This is a genomic window from Paracoccus sp. S1E-3, assembly GCF_013868135.1.
GTDB lineage: Bacteria > Pseudomonadota > Alphaproteobacteria > Rhodobacterales > Rhodobacteraceae > Paracoccus.
The window spans coordinates 296,173-313,312 of the sequence record NZ_JACEMU010000004.1 but is presented as its reverse complement, the minus strand read 5'-3'; the positions used below and the strand labels follow the sequence as shown (position 1 = coordinate 313,312).

Annotated in this window: 13 protein-coding genes; 12 read left to right on the top strand and 1 reads right to left on the bottom strand. The window is 68.1% G+C overall.

Annotated features, from left to right (window positions below):
* Positions 1 to 20 precede the first annotated feature (20 nt).
* The 8 genes from H1S04_RS01545 (at position 21) to lpxB (ending at position 10,069) form a co-directional block, all read left to right on the top strand.
* Entirely contained in the window at positions 21 to 1,019 is a 999-nt protein-coding gene (locus tag H1S04_RS01545) for a MoxR family ATPase (protein WP_181743805.1), read from the top strand.
* Positions 1,016 to 1,894, top strand: coding sequence for a DUF58 domain-containing protein (locus H1S04_RS01540; protein WP_298945554.1), 879 nt, complete (start codon positions 1,016 to 1,018; stop codon positions 1,892 to 1,894). The genes H1S04_RS01545 and H1S04_RS01540 overlap by 4 nt, the downstream gene beginning before the upstream one ends.
* Positions 1,894 to 4,605: a DUF4159 domain-containing protein gene (locus H1S04_RS01535; protein ID WP_366521892.1), complete on the top strand. Its 2,712-nt coding sequence runs from the start codon at positions 1,894 to 1,896 to the stop codon at positions 4,603 to 4,605. Before H1S04_RS01540 ends, H1S04_RS01535 begins: the two co-directional genes overlap by 1 nt.
* The gene (locus H1S04_RS01530) at positions 4,602 to 6,734 is read left to right on the top strand and encodes a hypothetical protein (RefSeq protein ID WP_255435424.1); all 2,133 of its coding nucleotides are present in this window, start codon (positions 4,602 to 4,604) and stop codon (positions 6,732 to 6,734) included. Before H1S04_RS01535 ends, H1S04_RS01530 begins: the two co-directional genes overlap by 4 nt.
* Before the next feature lie 79 nt (positions 6,735 to 6,813).
* Positions 6,814 to 7,290: a 3-hydroxyacyl-ACP dehydratase FabZ gene (gene fabZ / locus H1S04_RS01525; RefSeq protein ID WP_181743802.1), complete on the top strand. Its 477-nt coding sequence runs from the start codon at positions 6,814 to 6,816 to the stop codon at positions 7,288 to 7,290.
* Positions 7,283 to 8,065, top strand: coding sequence for an acyl-ACP--UDP-N-acetylglucosamine O-acyltransferase (gene lpxA / locus H1S04_RS01520; RefSeq protein ID WP_181743801.1), 783 nt, complete (start codon positions 7,283 to 7,285; stop codon positions 8,063 to 8,065). Before fabZ ends, lpxA begins: the two co-directional genes overlap by 8 nt.
* Complete coding sequence (locus H1S04_RS01515) at positions 8,062 to 8,856, top strand: LpxI family protein (protein WP_181743799.1); 795 nt, start codon at positions 8,062 to 8,064, stop codon at positions 8,854 to 8,856. The genes lpxA and H1S04_RS01515 overlap by 4 nt, the downstream gene beginning before the upstream one ends.
* 46 nt (positions 8,857 to 8,902) lie before the next feature.
* On the top strand, positions 8,903 to 10,069 hold the full coding sequence (gene lpxB, locus H1S04_RS01510) for a lipid-A-disaccharide synthase (RefSeq protein ID WP_181743798.1): 1,167 nt from the start codon (positions 8,903 to 8,905) through the stop codon (positions 10,067 to 10,069).
* An 89-nt stretch (positions 10,070 to 10,158) separates the two neighbouring features.
* Here the strand turns inward: lpxB and mnmA are convergent, their stop codons facing one another.
* Positions 10,159 to 11,316 (bottom strand): tRNA 2-thiouridine(34) synthase MnmA, encoded by a 1,158-nt coding sequence (gene mnmA, locus H1S04_RS01505; protein WP_370470450.1) that lies wholly within the window; start codon positions 11,314 to 11,316, stop codon positions 10,159 to 10,161.
* A gap of 134 nt (positions 11,317 to 11,450) precedes the next feature.
* Here mnmA and H1S04_RS01500 point away from each other — a divergent pair, with 134 nt between their 5' ends.
* The 4 genes from H1S04_RS01500 to recG all read left to right on the top strand — a co-directional run bounded on the left by H1S04_RS01500 (position 11,451) and on the right by recG (position 17,119).
* Positions 11,451 to 11,726 (top strand): DUF1153 domain-containing protein, encoded by a 276-nt coding sequence (locus tag H1S04_RS01500; protein WP_181743796.1) that lies wholly within the window; start codon positions 11,451 to 11,453, stop codon positions 11,724 to 11,726.
* A gap of 96 nt (positions 11,727 to 11,822) precedes the next feature.
* Positions 11,823 to 12,533 (top strand): response regulator transcription factor CtrA, encoded by a 711-nt coding sequence (gene ctrA, locus H1S04_RS01495; protein ID WP_181743794.1) that lies wholly within the window; start codon positions 11,823 to 11,825, stop codon positions 12,531 to 12,533.
* 201 nt (positions 12,534 to 12,734) lie between these two features.
* On the top strand, positions 12,735 to 15,032 hold the full coding sequence (gene ligA, locus H1S04_RS01490) for an NAD-dependent DNA ligase LigA (RefSeq protein ID WP_181743793.1): 2,298 nt from the start codon (positions 12,735 to 12,737) through the stop codon (positions 15,030 to 15,032).
* Positions 15,005 to 17,119 (top strand): ATP-dependent DNA helicase RecG, encoded by a 2,115-nt coding sequence (gene recG, locus H1S04_RS01485; protein ID WP_181743792.1) that lies wholly within the window; start codon positions 15,005 to 15,007, stop codon positions 17,117 to 17,119. Before ligA ends, recG begins: the two co-directional genes overlap by 28 nt.
* Positions 17,120 to 17,140: the final 21 nt, after the last annotated feature.

The following is a 17,140-nucleotide window of genomic DNA, read 5'->3' as shown; positions in this document are numbered from 1 at the left end:
AGCAGAATGAGAGAATTGTCATGACCGAGGATGACAAACTGGTTGATGAGATCCTGACCCTGGGCGCCCAGCTGATCGCGGCGCGGTCCAGCATCGAGCGCCGCTTCGTCGGTCAGCACGACGTGGTCGAGCAGGTTCTGGCGGCGATCCTGTCGGGCGGCCATGCCTTGCTGGTCGGTCAGCCCGGTCTGGGCAAGACCATGCTGGTCGACACACTGGCCACGGTGCTGGGGCTTCAGGATGCGCGGATCCAGTTCACCCCCGATCTGATGCCCGCCGACATCCTCGGTTCCGAGGTGCTGGACCAGTCGCCGGACGGCCGGCGCGCGTTCCGTTTCGTCGAGGGGCCGGTGTTTACCCAACTGCTGATGGCGGATGAGATCAACCGTGCCAGCCCGCGCACCCAGTCGGCGCTGCTGCAGGCCATGCAGGAGGGGCAGGTGACCGTCGGCGGCACGCATCGCCCGCTTGGCCGGCCGTTCCATGTGCTGGCGACGCAGAACCCGATCGAACAGGAAGGCACCTATCCGCTGCCCGAAGCACAGCTGGACCGCTTCCTGATGCAGGTCGATGTGGACTACCCCGACCGCGACACGGAACGCGCCATTCTGCTGGCCACCACCGGGGTCGAGCGCGAGGATCCTCATCCGGTGATGAATGCGGACGGGCTGATCGCCGCGCAGGCGCTGATCCGGCGGATGCCGGTGGGCGAGACGGTGGTGAATGCGATCCTCGATCTCGTGCGGGCGCTGCGTCCGGGGCCGGAGGGCGCGCCCTGGGTGGCAGAGACGCTGAGCTGGGGGCCGGGGCCGCGCGCGGCGCAGGCACTGATGCTGGTGACACGGGCGCGGGCGGTGCTGAACGGCCGCTTCGCCCCGACGCTGGAGGATGTCGATGCCATGGCCGCCCCAGTGCTGCGTCACCGTATGGCGCTCAGCTTCGGCGCGCGTGCGCGGGGCGAGACCGTCGACGATATCATCGCCCGTATCCGCGATAGCCAGCTTCGGAAGGCGGCGTGAGCCCAGACCGAATCCCGGCGGCCGAGTTGCGCGCGAGGGCCGAGGCGGCGGCTGCGGCCCTGCCGCCGCTGGTGCTGGCGCGCGGGCCCATCGCCGCCACAGTGGCGCCGGGCGGGCACGGATTGCGCCGACCGGGACACGGCGAGGATTTCTGGCAATATCGGCTGGCGCATGAGGGCGACACCGCCTCGGCCATCGACTGGCGTCGTTCGGCACGGGGCGATTCGCGTTTTGTGCGCGACCGCGAACGGCAGACGGCACGGACAGCGGCGATCTGGCTGGGCCGGGGGGCGGGGATGAATTACGCTGGTCAGCAGGGGGGCGAGACCAAGCTCGACCGCTCACGCCTCATCGCGCTGTCGTTGTCGCTGTCGCTGATCCGGGCCGGCGAACGGGTGGCGCTTCTGGGCGACAATCCCGGTTCCGGTGCAGCGCAGGCGGCGAAACTGTCTGCGGGCATCGCTGCGCTGACACCGCTGGTGCAGGACGCCGATGCCCCGCCTGCGGCTGCGGTGCGGACCGGGCAAGTGGTCCTGATGATCGACGACTTCCTGAATGATTTAAGTGCTCTGGAGGTGTTTGCTCGAAGGGTGGCGGAGCTCGGCGCCAGTGGGGTTCTCCTTCAGGTGCTGCAGCCTGACGAGGAAAGCTTTCCCTTCGACGGCGCCATCCGCTTCGAAACTGCGGGCGGCCTGCACCACGACACCCGCGACGCAGGCGGTCTGCGGACGGCCTATCTGGCACGACTGGAAGAACGTCGCATGGCGCTTGGACGGATGGCGCGGCAGGCGGGCATGGTGTTCGGCACCCATGATCTGGGCCGCCCGGTCTCCGAGGCGATGATCTGGCTGCATGGGGTGCTCGCGGCGCGATGATGGTGCTGGGTCCGATAGGTTTCGGCGCGCCGCTGATGCTGTTGGCGCTGGCGGCGCTTCCGCTTCTGTGGTGGCTGCTGCGGGCGCTGCCGCCGATGCCCCGACGGGTCCGCTTCCCCGGCACGGCGCTGCTGGTGGGCCTGCAGGATCCCCATCCCGTCGCGCGGCGGACGCCATGGTGGCTGCTTCTGCTGCGCCTGCTGGCGGTTGCGGCGGCGATCCTGGCCTTTTCCGCCCCGATCTGGCGCCCGGCACCGCCGGTGATCGAGGACGAGGCGCTGCTGATCGTCATGGATGCGGGGGCCACCGCCGCACCGAACTGGCGTGCGGCCCAGACCCGCGCGCTGCGGGCGGCGGAAGGCGCGATCGGCGGTGGCCGCCCGGTGGCGGTCCTGCTGGCCGATGGCCGGTCAGACGGCGCGTTGCCCTTTGGCGCTGATGATGGGGTGGCGGCGCTGCTGCGTGCGGCGACCCCGCAGGCGTGGCCCGGCGCCTATCCCGATGCCCCTGACGCGTTACTGGCGAATGCGCCGGCGGGCGGGCTGCGCACCCTGTGGCTCAGCGATGGGCTGGACCATCCGAGGCGGTCGGCATGGCTGTCGGCGCTGTCGGCGCGCGGCCCGGTGGGAGTGGTGGCGCCCCGCGTCGCCCCACAGACGCTGCGCATGAGCCGCGACGGTGCCCGGCCGGAACTGCAGATCCAGTCGACTGCGGCCGACATGGGCGCGGTGCTGGCGCTCGGTCCCGATCCGCAGGGCATCCCGCGCGAACTGGCCCGGCTGACACCCGGCGCGCCGACAAGCCGCGAGGGCATCACCTCGCGCCCGGTGGTGGTGGTGGATCTCCCGCCCGAATTGCTGGGCCGGGTCACGCGGTTCCAGATCGAAGGGGTTGAATCGGCCGCTGCGGTGGTGCTGGGCGATGACCGGCTGCGCCGGCCGGTGGTGGCCCTGATCGGTCAGGCGCAGGCCCGGTCCGAAGGGCAGGCCCTGCTGTCGCCGGCGCATTTCCTGCGCAGCGCGCTGCAAGGCTCGGCGCGGGTGATCGAGGCGGGCCTGGACGACGCCCTGGCCGCCCAGCCCGACGTGATCGTGCTGATGGATCAGACGCGATTGCAGGCGAACGGTCCGCTGGCCGACTGGGTGGCGAAGGGCGGTTTGCTGATCCGTTTCGCCGGGCCACGCATGGCGGCCGATCCCGAGCTCGCGAACGAACCGCTGCTGCCGGTGCGGCTGCGGCCGGGTGGGCGTGACATGGGCGGCGCGCTCAGCTGGGGCGCGCCGCGCCCGATTGCGCCCTTTGCCGCCGATGGCCCCTTTGCGGGGCTCGCCGTTCCGGCAGAGGTGACGATCCGCGGCCAGTTGATGGCAGAGCCCGCGCCGGATCTGGCGTCGCGCAGCATTGCCGTGCTGACGGACGGCACCCCGCTGGTCACCCGCGCGCCGCTGGGCGAGGGGCGGCTGGTGCTGTTCCATTCCTCGGCCAATGCCGACTGGTCCTCGCTGCCGATCTCGGGGCTGTTCGTGCAGATGCTGGAGCGGCTGATCGCCGGCGCGGGGCGTGCGCCCGTCACCACGCGGGATCTGCCGCAGGGCGGGATCTGGACCGCGACCCAGGTACTGGACGGGCAGGGCCGGTTGTCGGCCGCCGAGGCCCCGGTTCCGGTCACCACCGAGGTCCTGGCCCGCGGTGCCGCGCCCGATCTGCCGGCGGGCATCTATGCGTCGGGCGAACGGATCCTGGCGCTGAATGCCGGGGTGCCCATGACTGTCGCCGACTGGCCCGGCGCGGTGATCGAGTCCGACACGCCATCCGGCATACCGCTGGCCGGCTGGCTGCTGCTGGCGGCGGCGGCGGCGCTGCTGGCCGACCTGCTGGGCAGCCTTGCGCTGCGACGTGGGCAACTTGCGGCTGCGCTGATCGCGGGCCTTCTGCTGACGCTGCCCGGCACCGCGCCCCGCGCGCAGGACATAGATCCCGAACTGGCCCGTGCGGCCTCGGAATTCGCCATGGGTTATGTGCTCACGGGCGATGCGGAACTGGACGAGGTCTCGCGCGCCGGGCTGGAGGGGCTGTCCCAGACCCTCATCGCGCGCACCACGGTCGAGCCGACGCCCCCCGTCGCCATCGATCTGGAAACCGCCGACCTTACGCTGATGACCTTTCTCTATTGGCCCATCGGTCCTGACCAGCCAGTCCCCTCGGCCGAGGCCTATCTGCGGCTGAACCGCTTTCTGCGCGGCGGCGGCATGATCCTGTTCGACACCCGCGACGCCGATCTGGCCGGCAGCGCCGCCGATGGCGCTGACGACCTGCGCCGTTTGGCCGGCCCGCTGGAGATGCCGCCCCTGCAACTGGTGCCGGGCGACCATGTGCTGACGCGCAGTTTCTATCTGCTGGACGACCTGCCCGGCCGTTTCAGCAATGGCGAGGTCTGGGTCGAGGCCACCACGGCCGAGTCGGGGACGGTGAATGACGGCGTCTCGCCGGTGGTCATCGGTGGCAATGCCTGGGCCGAAGCCTGGGCGGTCGACGAACGCGGCCTGCCGCTTTTCGCGGTGGGCGCGGGCCTCGACGGCGAACGCCAGCGCGAAATGGCCCATCGTTTCGGCGTCAACCTGATCATGTATGTGCTGACCGGCAACTATAAGTCCGACCAGATCCACGTGCCCGCGCTGTTGGAACGTCTGGCCGCGGAGGGTGCGCAATGAACGGCAGCCTGGCTTGGGGCGCGTTCGTGCTCGACCCGATTCTGGCGCCGCTGATCGGCCCGGTCGCGGCCGGGTGGCTCACGATCATCGTGGCGCTGCTGGCGGTGCTCGCCACCGCGCTCGCGCTGTGGCGGGGCCTGCGCGGGGCGTGGTGGCGGGGCCTCGCGCTGCTGCTGATCGCGCTGGCGCTGGCGGGGCCGGGGCTGCAGCGGGGGATGGCGCGGCCGCTTTCGGATATCGTGCTGCTGGTCGATGACCGCAGCGCCAGCCAGTCCTTGCCCGGCCGCGCGGCTGCCAGCGACGCGGCGCTGGCGCAGATCGAGGATCAGCTGGCCCGCTGGCCCGACACCGAGATTCGGCGCATCACCGTTGGCGACAGCGAGGATGGCACGCTGCTTGGCGCCACGCTTTCCAGGGCAATCGCCGCCGAACCGGCGAACCGGCTGGCGGGGACCATCGTGATCAGCGACGGGCTCAGCCATGATGCGGGGTCGATGCCGGTAACGGCGCCAGCACCGGTGCATTTCCTGCAGACCGGCACGCCCGAGGACTGGGACCGTCGCATCGTGATCGACGAGGCCCCACGCTTCGCCCTGATCGACAAGCCCACGACGATCCGCCTGCATATCGCCGATGAAGGCGCGCTGCCCCCGGCGGTGGCGGGCCCGCTGACGCTGACGGCGCGCCTCGATGGCGAAGTGATCGCCAGCGTTGCGGTCACGCCCGGCACCCAGGTCGAATTGCCGGTCACGCTAAAGACGGCCGGCCCGAACGTGGTGCTGATCTCGGTCGACACTCAGGCGGGTGAGCTGACCGGTCTGAACAATCAGGCCGCGTTGACGATCAATGCGGTGCGCGACCGGCTGCGGGTGCTGCTGGTCTCGGGCGAGCCGAATCCCGGTGAAAGAACGTGGCGCAACCTGCTGAAATCGGATGCGAATATTGACCTCATTCATTTTACCATCCTGCGGCCGCCGGAAAAATTCGACGGGGTTCCGGTGGATGAACTGGCGCTGATCGCCTTCCCCACGCGCGAATTGTTCATGGAACGGATCGAGGATTTCGACCTCATCATCTTCGACCGCTACCGGATGCGCGGCATTCTGCTGCCGGAATATTACGACAATATCCGCCGCTACGTCGAAAACGGCGGCGCGGTGCTGGTCTCGGCCGGCCCGGAATTTGCCGGCGTCGACAGCATCGCCCGGTCGGAGCTTGGACCGATCCTGCCCGCCCGCCCGACCGGCCGGGTGATCGCGACGCCGCAACTGCCGCGCCTGACCGAGGCTGGCCGCCGGCACCCGGTCACCGCGGGCCTGCCCGGCGCGCCGCCCGAAGATGGAACCCCGTCAGAGGACAGCTGGGGCCGCTGGTTGCGGATGATCGAGACCTCGCCCGCGCCCGATTCGACAGTCGCCATGGTGGGCGAGGACGACCAGCCGCTGCTGATGCTGCGCCGTCAGGGCGAGGGGCGGGTGGCGCTGATCGCCTCGGATCAGATCTGGCTGTGGGGGCGCGGCTTCGAAGGCGGCGGCCCGCAGCTGGACCTGATGCGCCGGGTCGCCCATTGGTCGATGAAGGAACCGGAGCTTGAGGAGGAAGCGCTGGAGCTGCGCGGCCTGCCCGGTCAGCAGATCGAGGTGACACGCCGCAGCCTGCGCGAAACGGTGGGGCCGGTCAGCCTGACCGGTCCACAGGGCCAGACGGCCGAGATCACCCTGCAGCAAAGCGGTCCGGGCCAGTTCACCGGCCGTTTCACGGCGCCCGAACCGGGTCTGTACACGGTGCGGCAGGACGATCTGGCGCGCTCCATCGCGGTGGGTCCGGCGGCGCCACGCGAATTTGATCGCACCGTCGCCAATGCCGCCGATATGGCCGGACTGACCGAGAATTCCGGCGGCAGCATCCAACGGCTGTCGGATGGCATTCCCGACCTGCGCCGGGTGGCGGCAGGCCGCCCGACCGAGGGGCGCGGCGCGGCCGGGCGCTGGATCGGGCTGATCGCGCGCGATGCGGAAACCGTCACCGGTCTCAGCCGCCGGCCGCTGCTGCCGGGCTGGGCATGGCTGTGCCTGATTGGTGGAGTGATGCTGGCCGGCTGGCTGGTCGAGGGTCGTCGGCGCGCCTGACGCGCGCCCGCTTCGCCTTGCCAATCCGCCCCCCCGTTTGCTAGCACCATCAGCGAACATTCCCGAAAGGCACCCGTCCATGGCCGAGATCCCGACCTCCGAAGCCGATATCGGCCTGATCCAGCGGATCATTCCGCACCGCTACCCGTTCCTGCTGATCGACAAGGTCCGCGAGATCGTGCCGCACAAATCCGGCGTCGGCATCAAGAACGTTACCTTCAATGAGCCGCATTTCCAGGGCCATTTCCCCAACCAGCCGGTGATGCCGGGCGTGACCATCGTCGAAGCCATGGCACAGACGGCGGCGGTGGTGGTCGGGGTCAGCCTCGATCTGGCCGATCGCGGAATGCGGACCTATTTCATGGCCATCGACAAGGTGAAATTCCGCCGCATGGTGGTGCCGGGCGACGTGCTGGAACTGCATGTCACCGTCAAGCGTGGCGGCGGCAAGATCTGGAAATTCGAAGGCCGGGGCATCGTCGATGGCGAAGTCGCCTGCGAGGCGGAGTTCACGGCCATGATGGACCAGCCCGCGTGCGAGGCCGCGGATGGCTGATCCGGCGATCCACTCCTCGGCCATCATCGCGCCGGGGGCGGAAATCGGGCCCGATGTCCGCATCGGCCCCTTCTGCGTGATCGGCCCGCAGGTGCGGCTGGGGACCGGGGTCGAGCTGAAATCCCATGTGGTGATCGGCGGCGATACCTCGATCAGTGAGGGCACGGTGATCTTTCCCTTCGCTTCGATCGGGCAGGATCCGCAGGACCTGAAATTCAAGGGCGAGCATACCCGGCTGGAAATCGGCGCCCGCAACCGCATCCGCGAATATGTGACGATGAATCCCGGCACCGAGGGCGGCGGCGGGGTGACGCGCATCGGCGATGACGGGCTGTTCATGGCGAATTGCCATGTCGCGCATGATTGCCAGATCGGCGACCGGGTCGTCCTGGTGAACTCGGTCGCGGTGGCCGGGCATTGCGTGCTGGAAGACGATGTGATCGTGGGCGGATTGTCGGGCATCCACCAATTCGTGCGCATCGGACGCGGCGCGATGATCGGGGCGCTGTCCATGGTCACCGCCGATGTGATCCCGCACGGGCTGGTGCAGGGGCCGCGCGCCCATCTGGACGGGCTGAATCTGGTCGGCCTCAAACGCCGCGGCGCCAGCCGTGCCGAGATCGCCGAACTGCGCGAGGTTCTGGCCCGGCTGCATGACGGCGCGTTCCGCGACACGGCGCGCGAACTTTCCACCATGGACCGGGGGGAAATGGTGGGCGAGGTGCTGGAATTCATCCTCGGGCCATCCGAGCGCAGCTTCCTGAAACCCGCATGAGCCGCACCGCCATCATCGCCGGTCAGGGGGCACTCGCTCCCGCCATCGCCGCCCGGCTGGACCGGCCTGTCGTGGCCGCGCTCGACGGGTTCTCGCCGCCGATGCCGCATGAAAGCTTCCGGCTGGAACGGCTGGTGCCCTTTTTCGACTGGCTGGCCGCGCAGGGCGTCGATCGCGTGACCTTCGCCGGGGCCGTCCGCCGTCCGCGCCTTGACCCCGAGGCCTTCGATCCGCGCACCGCCAGTCTGGTGCCGCGCATCCTGACCGCCATGCAATCGGGCGATGACGCCGCCCTGCGCGAGGTGATCGCCCTGTTCGAGGAGGCCGGCTTCACCGTCGCCGGCACCGAGGAGATCGCCCCGGATCTGGTTCCCGGCGAGGGCATCCTTGTGGGCGAACCCACCGCCGCCGACATCGCCGATGCCGACCGCGCGGCGAAGATCGTCGAAGGGCTGGGGGCGCTCGATCTGGGGCAGGGCGCGGTGGTGGCGCAGGGACTGTGTCTGGCGGTGGAAACGCTGCCCGGCACCGGCGCCATGCTGGATTTCGTCGCTGCCCATCGCGACATGCGGCCGCGCCCGAACGGCCCGCGCGGGGTATTCTGGAAGGCCCCGAAGCCTGGGCAGGACCGTCGCATCGACCTGCCGGCCATCGGCCCCGGAACGGTCGATCAGGTGGCGCGGGCCGGACTTGCGGGCATTGCCTGGCAGGCCGGCGGCGTCATTCTGCTGGAACGCGAGGAGGCGGTGGAACGCGCCCGCGCTGCGGGTGTTTTCCTTTGGGCGCGCTGAACGGCGGTCGCTCTGCGGCGGCCGGTTGCAGCAAGGGAGGAACAGGATGCATGTCTTCCTGATCGCGGGCGAGCCGTCGGGCGACAAGCTGGGCGGGGCGTTGATGGCCGGCCTCAAGGCATTGCAACCAGGCATCGGCTTCGCCGGCATCGGCGGCGCAGAGATGGCGGCGCAGGGTCTCGAAAGCCGCTTCCCGATGGAGGAACTGTCGGTCATGGGCATCGCCGAGGTGCTGCCCAAATATCGCCATCTCAAGCGCCGCATCGCCGAGACCGCCGCTGCCGTGGCCGAAGCGCGGCCGGATGCGCTGATCACCATCGACAGCCCCGATTTCTGCCTGCGGGTGGCACGGGCGGCGAAGGAACTCGGCTATGACGGCCCGGTCGTCCATTACGTCGCGCCCTCGGTCTGGGCCTGGCGTCCGGGCCGGGCGGCGAAAATGGCGAAAGTGGTCGATCACGTCCTCGCGCTGTTGCCCTTCGAGCCACCCTATATGGAGGCCGCCGGAATGAGTTGCGATTTCGTCGGCCATCCCGTCGTGGCCGAGGAGCGCGCCACCAAGGCCGAGGCGGCGGCCTTCCGTGCCGCCCATGACATCGCCCCCGACGCCCCGCTGGTGCTGTGCCTGCCCGGCTCGCGCCGGGGCGAGGTCTCGCGCCTCGGACCCCGTTTCGACGAGGCGCTGATTCGCGTCCGCGACCGTATCCCCGAATTGCGGGTGGTGATCCCTACCGTGCCAGGCGTCTCGCGACTGGTGCGGGAAATGACCCGCCGCTGGCCCACCGCGCCCATCGTGGTCGAGGAAGCCGCGGGCAAGCGCGCTGCCTTCCAGGCTGCCAATCTGGCGCTGGCGGCCTCGGGCACGGTCAGTCTGGAACTCGCCGCCAATGCGGTGCCGATGGTCATCGCCTATGACATGGCGCCGCTGTCGCGCTGGATCATCGGAATGTTGCTGAAGACCGATACCGTCACGCTGGTCAATCTGGTCAGCGATACCCGCGCGATCCCTGAATTTCTGGGCGGCAATTGCCGCGCCGATGCGATCGCGGGGGGGCTTCTGGACCTGCTGGAACAGCCAGAAAAGCGCGCAGCCCAAGCGGAGGCGATGGCGCTGACCATGAAGCGGCTGGGCGAGGGCGGGGCACCCCCCGGCCTGCGGGCGGCAAAATCGGTGCTGGATTTTCTGGCGCGAAGGAAACAGGCCCGCGCCTGAATTATTTCACGCAACACACCGGATATATATAAGTAAACAGACGCGCGAAGTCGACTGCGCGGCTGACGGGCCGATCGTCGGCAGAGGCCTCAGCGGCGGGGCTGAATCCAGCCGCCGCCCAGCACGCGGGTGCTTCCGGTGTCGTAGAAGACGCAGGCCTGACCGGGGCTGACCCCTTCTTCGGGGTCCATCAGATCGACCTCGGCGCTGCGCGGGCCGGTCGGGCGCAGGATCGCGGAGCGCGGCGGCCGGGTCGAGCGGATGCGGACCAGAATTTCGCGCGGTGCCATGCCGTCGAAGTTTTCATCGCCGATCCAGTTCACCTCGCCCACCGGGACGGTCCGCGTCGACAGCGCCTCGCGCGGGCCGACAATGACGCGGCGCGCTTCCGGGTCCAGCTTGACCACGTAAAGGGGATCGCCGAGGCCCCCGATGCCCAGCCCGCGCCGCTGGCCGATGGTATAGTGGATGACGCCATTATGGGTGCCCAGAACATTGCCATCCATGTCCACGATCTCGCCCGGATCCGCGGCGCCGGGGCGCAGTTTTTCGATGACTGCGGCGTAATTTCCATTGGGCACGAAGCAGATGTCCTGACTGTCTGGTTTGTCCGCCACCGACAGCCCGTAACGCGCGGCCATCGCCCGCGTCTCGGCCTTGCTGGCCAGATGGCCCAGCGGGAAGCGCAGGAAATCCAGCTGCTCCTGCGTGGTCGAGAACAGGAAATAGCTCTGGTCGCGATTGGGGTCACTGGCCATGTGCAGCTCGGCACCGTTCGCGCCCATCTTGCGCTGGATATAGTGGCCCGTCGCCATGCAATCGGCATCGAGGTCGCGGGCGGTTTCCAGCAGGTCGCGGAACTTCACCCGCTCATTGCAGCGGATGCAGGGCACTGGCGTGGCGCCGGCCAGATAGGCATCGGCGAATTCATCAATCACCGATTCCTTGAATTTATTCTCATAATCAAGGACATAATGCGGGAATCCGATGCGTTCGGCGACCCGGCGCGCATCGTGAATGTCCTGACCCGCGCAGCAGGCGCCCTTTTTTGCCAGCGCCGCGCCATGGTCGTAAAGCTGCAAGGTCACGCCGATGACGTCATAGCCCTGCTCGGCCAGATAGGCGGCCACGACCGAACTGTCGACGCCGCCCGACATGGCCACAACCACCCGCGTCTCCGCCGGCGGTTTGGCAAAACCCAATGAATTCAAACCCGTTTCCGGGGCGATTTTGGTCGTGACTGTCACGGAATATCCTTTCGGGCTGCCGCTTCGGGCTCCGATCTCGTGAAAATTATAGGAATTATCCGCGTTTTCACAAGGGGCGGCTTCACGCAGTCTTAAACAGTCTGGTCTAGGCAGGTGGCATGAAGGAGGTGCCGATGTATCTGCGAAGAACTACTGGCCCGCGCGCGGTCCATCTGCCGGACGGCACGGTGCTGTCCCTGGCTGACCTGCCGCCTGCCGCGACGCGGTGGGTGGCCAGCCGAAAGGCCGTCGTTGTAAAGGCCGTGGCCCATGGGCTGATCGGGCGCGACGAAGCCATCACCCGCTATGGGTTGTCGGAGGAGGAATTCGACAGCTGGTGCACGGCCATTCGCGACCATGGCGTCCGCGCATTGCGGGTGACCACCTTGCAGCAATACAGACAACCATAAGTTGATATACGCCATGAAATCGCGTTCAGTAACCCGATCTTAACCATTTGCCGTGAATGTGAACTTCAGACATCGATTCGAAACGGGGACCGAGCCATGCGTATCCTTCTGGTTGAGGATGATCCGACCACCGCGCGCAGCATCGAAATGATGCTGACGCATGCGAATTACAACGTCTTTCTCACCGATATGGGCGAGGAAGGGATCGATCTCGCCAAGCTCTATGATTACGACCTGATCCTGCTGGATCTGGATCTGCCCGACATGCACGGGATGGAGGTTCTGCGCCAGATCCGCATGTCGCGGGTGAATACGCCGATCCTGATCCTGACCGGTTCGGACGATACCGAAAGCAAGCTGCGCGGTTTCGGCTTCGGCGCGGACGATTACATGACCAAGCCCTTCCATCGCGAGGAACTGGTGGCGCGCATTGCCGCCATCATCCGCCGTTCGAAGGGACACAGCCATTCGGTGATCCGCACCGGCGATCTGGTGGTCAACCTCGACGCCCGCTCGGTCGAAGTGCATGGCAAGCCGGTGAACCTGACCGGCAAGGAATACCAGATCCTCGAACTGCTCAGCCTGCGCAAGGGCACGACCCTGACCAAGGAGATGTTCCTGAATCATCTCTATGGCGGCATGGATGAGCCGGAACTGAAGATCATCGACGTGTTCATCTGCAAGCTGCGCAAAAAGCTGTCCGAGGCCATGGAGGGCCAAAACCATATCGAGACGGTCTGGGGCCGCGGCTATGTGCTGCGCGACCCGCACCATGCCGATAGCGAGCGGCTGGCAATCGGCGCCTGATCCCGCACCGATCAGGCCCAGGCCGCGGCGGCCGACATCGCGCCGGGCGCCTCTCGGGCCGACATGTCTGGCTTCGTCGCCGCTCCCGGTTTATCACCCTAGGCGCGGGCCGTTTGCAATGCGGCTGCCCGTGACCAACGATGGGGGCAGGACATGGCGGGATCGGATCGAAACGGCGATGCGGACGGCACGCCTACGCGGATGGATCGCCAGGAAGGCACGGCGTTCGCGGACCTGACGGAAGCGGGTGATGACCCGTCCGAACTGACCGAGGCAGAGGCCGCGGATCGGATCGCTGCGCTCAGCGAGATATTGGCCCAGGCCAATCTGGACTACCATCAGAACGACGCGCCGACCATTTCGGATGCCGAATATGATCGCGCCAAGCGCGCGCTCGCGGCCCTCGAAGAAGCTTTCCCGGCCCTGATGCGTGCCGACAGTCCCACCCGGCAGGTGGGCGCGGCCCCGTCCGAGGCCTTCGGCAAGATCACCCATGCGCAACGCATGATGTCCCTGGAAAACGCCTTCGCCGCGACCGAGATCGACGAATTCGTGGCCCGTGTGCGCAGCTTCCTCGGGCTGCGCACCGGGGCGGAGCTTGATTTCACCGCCGAGCCGAAGATCGACGGGCTGTCGCTTTCGCTGCGTTACGAGAATGGCAGGCTCGTGCAGGCCGCCACCCGCGGCGATGGCACGGTCGGCGAAAACGTCACCGCCAATGCCCGCACGATCCCCGACATTCCGCAGGTTCTGAAGGGCGATCCGCCCGAGATCCTCGAGGTGCGGGGCGAGGTCTATATGTCCCACAGCGATTTCGCCGCGCTGAACGCTGGCGAAGGCGCGCGCATCTTCGCCAATCCGCGCAATGCCGCCGCCGGATCGCTGCGTCAGCTGGATCCGGCCGTCACCGCCGCCCGGCCGCTGAAGTTCTTCGCCTATGCATGGGGGCAGATCAGCGCGCCGTTGGCCGACACCCAGATGGGCGCGATCGCCCGGCTGGCCAGTTTCGGCTTCCAGACCAACAGCCTGACGAAGCTTTGCCATAACGCCGCCGAAATGCTCGCCCAATGGGAAGCGATCGAAGGGCAGCGCGCCAGCCTCGGCTATGACATCGACGGGGTCGTCTACAAGGTGAATGATCTGGGCCTGCAGGCGCGGCTCGGGTTTCGGTCGACCACGCCACGTTGGGCCATCGCGCATAAATTTCCGGCCGAAACCGCCTGGACCCGGCTGCGCGATATCGAAATCCAGGTCGGCCGCACCGGCGCGCTGTCGCCGGTCGCGCGGCTGGATCCGGTGACCGTGGGCGGCGTCACCGTGTCCAACGCGACCCTGCATAACGAGGATTACATCGCCGGCCTCAACAGCGCGGGCAAGCGCATCCGCGATACCGATATCCGCATCGGCGACTGGGTGAAGGTTTACCGCGCCGGCGATGTCATCCCGAAGATTTCGGATGTGGATGTGGCCAAGCGCAGCGACGCCGCGCAGCCCTATATCTTCCCCGAGACCTGCCCGGAATGCGGCTCGGCCGCGATCCGCGAGCCGGGCGATGCCGTGCGCCGCTGCACCGGCGGCATGGCCTGCCCCGCCCAGGCGATTGAAAAGCTGAAGCATTTTGTCAGCCGTGGGGCTTTCGACATCGAAGGTCTGGGCGCGAAGCAGATCGAGGCCTTTTACCGCGACGAAACCCTGCCGATCCGGAACCCGGCCGACATCTTCACCCTTCAGGCGCGGGACGGCGCCAGCCTGACCAAGCTGAAGAACCGTGACGGATGGGGGGCGACCTCGGCCGAGAACCTGTTCCGCGCCATTGATGCGCGGCGCGAGATCGGGCTGGCGCGGCTGATCTTCGCGCTCGGCATCCGCCATGTGGGCGAGGTCGCGGCGGCCACGCTGGCGCGCCATTACGGCGATTGGGAAAGTCTCATAGCCGGGATCGATGCGGCGGGCCCCGCCGCCGCCCGACACATTGCCGCCGAAAACGCCGTCGCGGCCGAGCGGTGCGCGGCAGAGGCCGAGAGACGCCGCGCCCGCATCAGCGAGGCGCGGCAGTCCGTCTGGGACGCGCGCCCCGAAGATGCGCAGGACTGGCCCGCCGCGCGCGCCGCCTGGTACGAACTGGTCAGCATCGACGGTGTGGGCGCGGTGCTGGCGCAGTCGCTGGTGACGGCCTTCCACCAGCCGGCCGAACGCGGCGCGATTGACGATCTGGTGGCGCAGCTGCGTCGGATCGAACCCGCCGAAGCGCCGGCGGTCGATGGCAGCCCGATCGCCGGCAAGACCGTTGTTTTCACCGGCACGCTGGAACGGATGACCCGCGCCGAGGCGAAAGCAAGGGCCGAGGCGATGGGGGCGAAGGTGGCGGGCTCGGTCTCGGCCAGGACGGATATTCTGGTGGCGGGGCCCGGCGCCGGATCGAAGGCCGGCAAGGCCGCAGCGCTGGGGGTCGAGGTGATCGACGAGGATGCATGGCTGAGCCTGATCGGACAGCGGTGAAGGGGCGACCTCCGGCGCTGTTTCCGCTGTTCGCGGAGGTCGAGACGCTGCCGGGCATTGGCCCCAAGGCGGCGGATGCGCTGGAAACCATGGGCATTACCCGCCCGCGCGACCTGATCTACACGCTGCCCACCGGCGGGGTGGCGCGGCGCGCTGTGGAAAGCGTCAGGGATCTGCGTCCGCCTGAAATCGCGACGCTGACGGTGACCGTCCTGCGTCACGCGGCGCCTTCGGCCCGCGGGCGGCCTTATCGTGTCATCTGCAGCGACGGCCAGACCGATCTGGTGCTGGTCTTTTTCCACGCCCGCCGCGACTGGCTGGAGAAGGAGCTGCCGGTCGGTCAGCGCCGCATCGTCTCGGGCAAGGTCGAGCTGTTCGACGGTGTGGCGCAGATGGTCCATCCCGACCATATCCTGTCCGAGGGCGAGGCACTGCCGGCGGATTACGAGCCGGTCTATCCGCTGTCGGCGGGCCTGACGCAAAAACAGATGGCGCGGGGGGCCGAAGCCGCGCTGACCCGTGCACCTGCCCTCGCCGAGTGGATCGACCCCGCGCTTCTGGGACGCGAGGGCTGGCCGGGCTGGCGCGAGGCGCTGGCGCAGGCCCATGCGCCGCAGGCACCGGCGGATCTGGCGGCGACATCGAAGCCGCGCATGCGGCTGGCTTATGATGAGCTTTTCGCCCATCAGCTGACCCTGGCCCTGGCGCGGCGGCAGCATCGGCGTGGCAAGGGGCGGCCCAGCCGGGGGGACGGGCATCTGCGCCAGCGGGTGCTGGCCAGCCTGCCATGGCCCCCGACCGGGGCACAGACCCGTGCCGTGGCCGAAATCGCGCAGGACATGGAATCGGACCTGCGGATGAACCGACTGCTGCAGGGCGATGTGGGGGCGGGCAAGACCCTGGTGGCGATGCTGTCCTTGCTGATCGCGGTCGAGGCGGGGGGGCAGGGCGTGCTGATGGCCCCGACCGAGATCCTCGCCCGCCAGCACCTGCGTGCGTTGATGCCGCTGGCGCAGGCGGCGGGCATTCGGATCGAGGCGCTGACCGGCCGTGACAAGGGCGACACGCGGGCCAATATCCTGACCGACCTTGCCGAGGGACGCATCGACATTCTGGTCGGCACCCATGCGGTCTTTCAGGACGAGGTGCGCTTTCACGACCTGCGCCTTGCGGTGATCGATGAACAGCACCGCTTCGGCGTGGCGCAGCGTGTGAAGCTGGCCGCCAAGGGCGAGGCGGCGCCGCCCGATGTGCTGGTGATGACCGCGACGCCGATCCCGCGCTCGCTGGCGCTGTCCCAATATGGCGATCTGGACCTTTCGGTGCTGGACGAAAAGCCCCCCGGCCGCAAGCCGATCACCACGATCATGCTGGACGATCGGCGGCTGGAAGAGATCGTGGACCGGGTCGGCAAGGCCATTCAGGGCGGCGCGCGCGCCTATTGGGTGTGCCCGCTGGTCGAGGAATCGGAACTCTCGGATCTGACGGCGGCGGAGGCGCGGTTTTCGGCGCTCAGGGCGCGGTTCGGCGATGCGGTGCGCATGGTCCATGGCCAGATGCCGCCCGAGGAGCGCGACGCCGCCATGGCCGATTTCATCGCCGGCCGGGCGCAGATTCTGGTGGCGACCACCGTCATCGAGGTCGGCGTGGACGTGCCCGAGGCCTCGATCATGGTGATCGAGCGCGCCGAAAGCTTTGGTCTGGCGCAACTGCACCAGCTGCGCGGCCGGGTGGGTCGCGGGCAGGCGGTGTCGAGCTGCGTGCTGATGTATCACGCGCCGCTGACCGAGAATGGCGCCCGTCGCCTGCATACCCTGCGCGAAACCGAGGACGGTTTCCGCATCGCCGAGGTCGACCTGGAGATGCGCGGCGCGGGCGACCTGATCGGCACCGCCCAGTCGGGCCTGCCGCGTTTCCGTATCGCCGATCTGGAACGCCAGGCCGGCCTGATGCAGGTGGCGCAGGCCGATGCCCGCACCTTTCTGGAACGCGACCCCGAGATGATCAGCAAACGCGGCCGTGCAATCCGCGTTCTGTTATGGCTGATGGAACAGGATCAGGCGATCCGGTTGATCAAGACCGGTTAAGATGTTCTTAAAAAGTTCTTG

Excerpts from the sequence above, each read along its gene's own strand:
- ligA (WP_181743793.1), top strand. The coding sequence starts at position 12,735 with ATGGATCGCCAGGAAGGCACGGCGTTCGCGGACCTGACGGAAGCGGGT.
- H1S04_RS01515 (WP_181743799.1), top strand. The coding sequence starts at position 8,062 with ATGAGCCGCACCGCCATCATCGCCGGTCAGGGGGCACTCGCTCCCGCC.
- H1S04_RS01500 (WP_181743796.1), top strand. The coding sequence starts at position 11,451 with ATGTATCTGCGAAGAACTACTGGCCCGCGCGCGGTCCATCTGCCGGAC.
- recG (WP_181743792.1), top strand. The coding sequence starts at position 15,005 with ATGGCTGAGCCTGATCGGACAGCGGTGAAGGGGCGACCTCCGGCGCTG.
- H1S04_RS01535 (WP_366521892.1), top strand. The coding sequence starts at position 1,894 with ATGGTGCTGGGTCCGATAGGTTTCGGCGCGCCGCTGATGCTGTTGGCG.
- H1S04_RS01530 (WP_255435424.1), top strand. The coding sequence starts at position 4,602 with ATGAACGGCAGCCTGGCTTGGGGCGCGTTCGTGCTCGACCCGATTCTG.
- lpxA (WP_181743801.1), top strand. The coding sequence starts at position 7,283 with ATGGCTGATCCGGCGATCCACTCCTCGGCCATCATCGCGCCGGGGGCG.
- lpxB (WP_181743798.1), top strand. The coding sequence starts at position 8,903 with ATGCATGTCTTCCTGATCGCGGGCGAGCCGTCGGGCGACAAGCTGGGC.
- ctrA (WP_181743794.1), top strand. The coding sequence starts at position 11,823 with ATGCGTATCCTTCTGGTTGAGGATGATCCGACCACCGCGCGCAGCATC.
- H1S04_RS01545 (WP_181743805.1), top strand. The coding sequence starts at position 21 with ATGACCGAGGATGACAAACTGGTTGATGAGATCCTGACCCTGGGCGCC.
- fabZ (WP_181743802.1), top strand. The coding sequence starts at position 6,814 with ATGGCCGAGATCCCGACCTCCGAAGCCGATATCGGCCTGATCCAGCGG.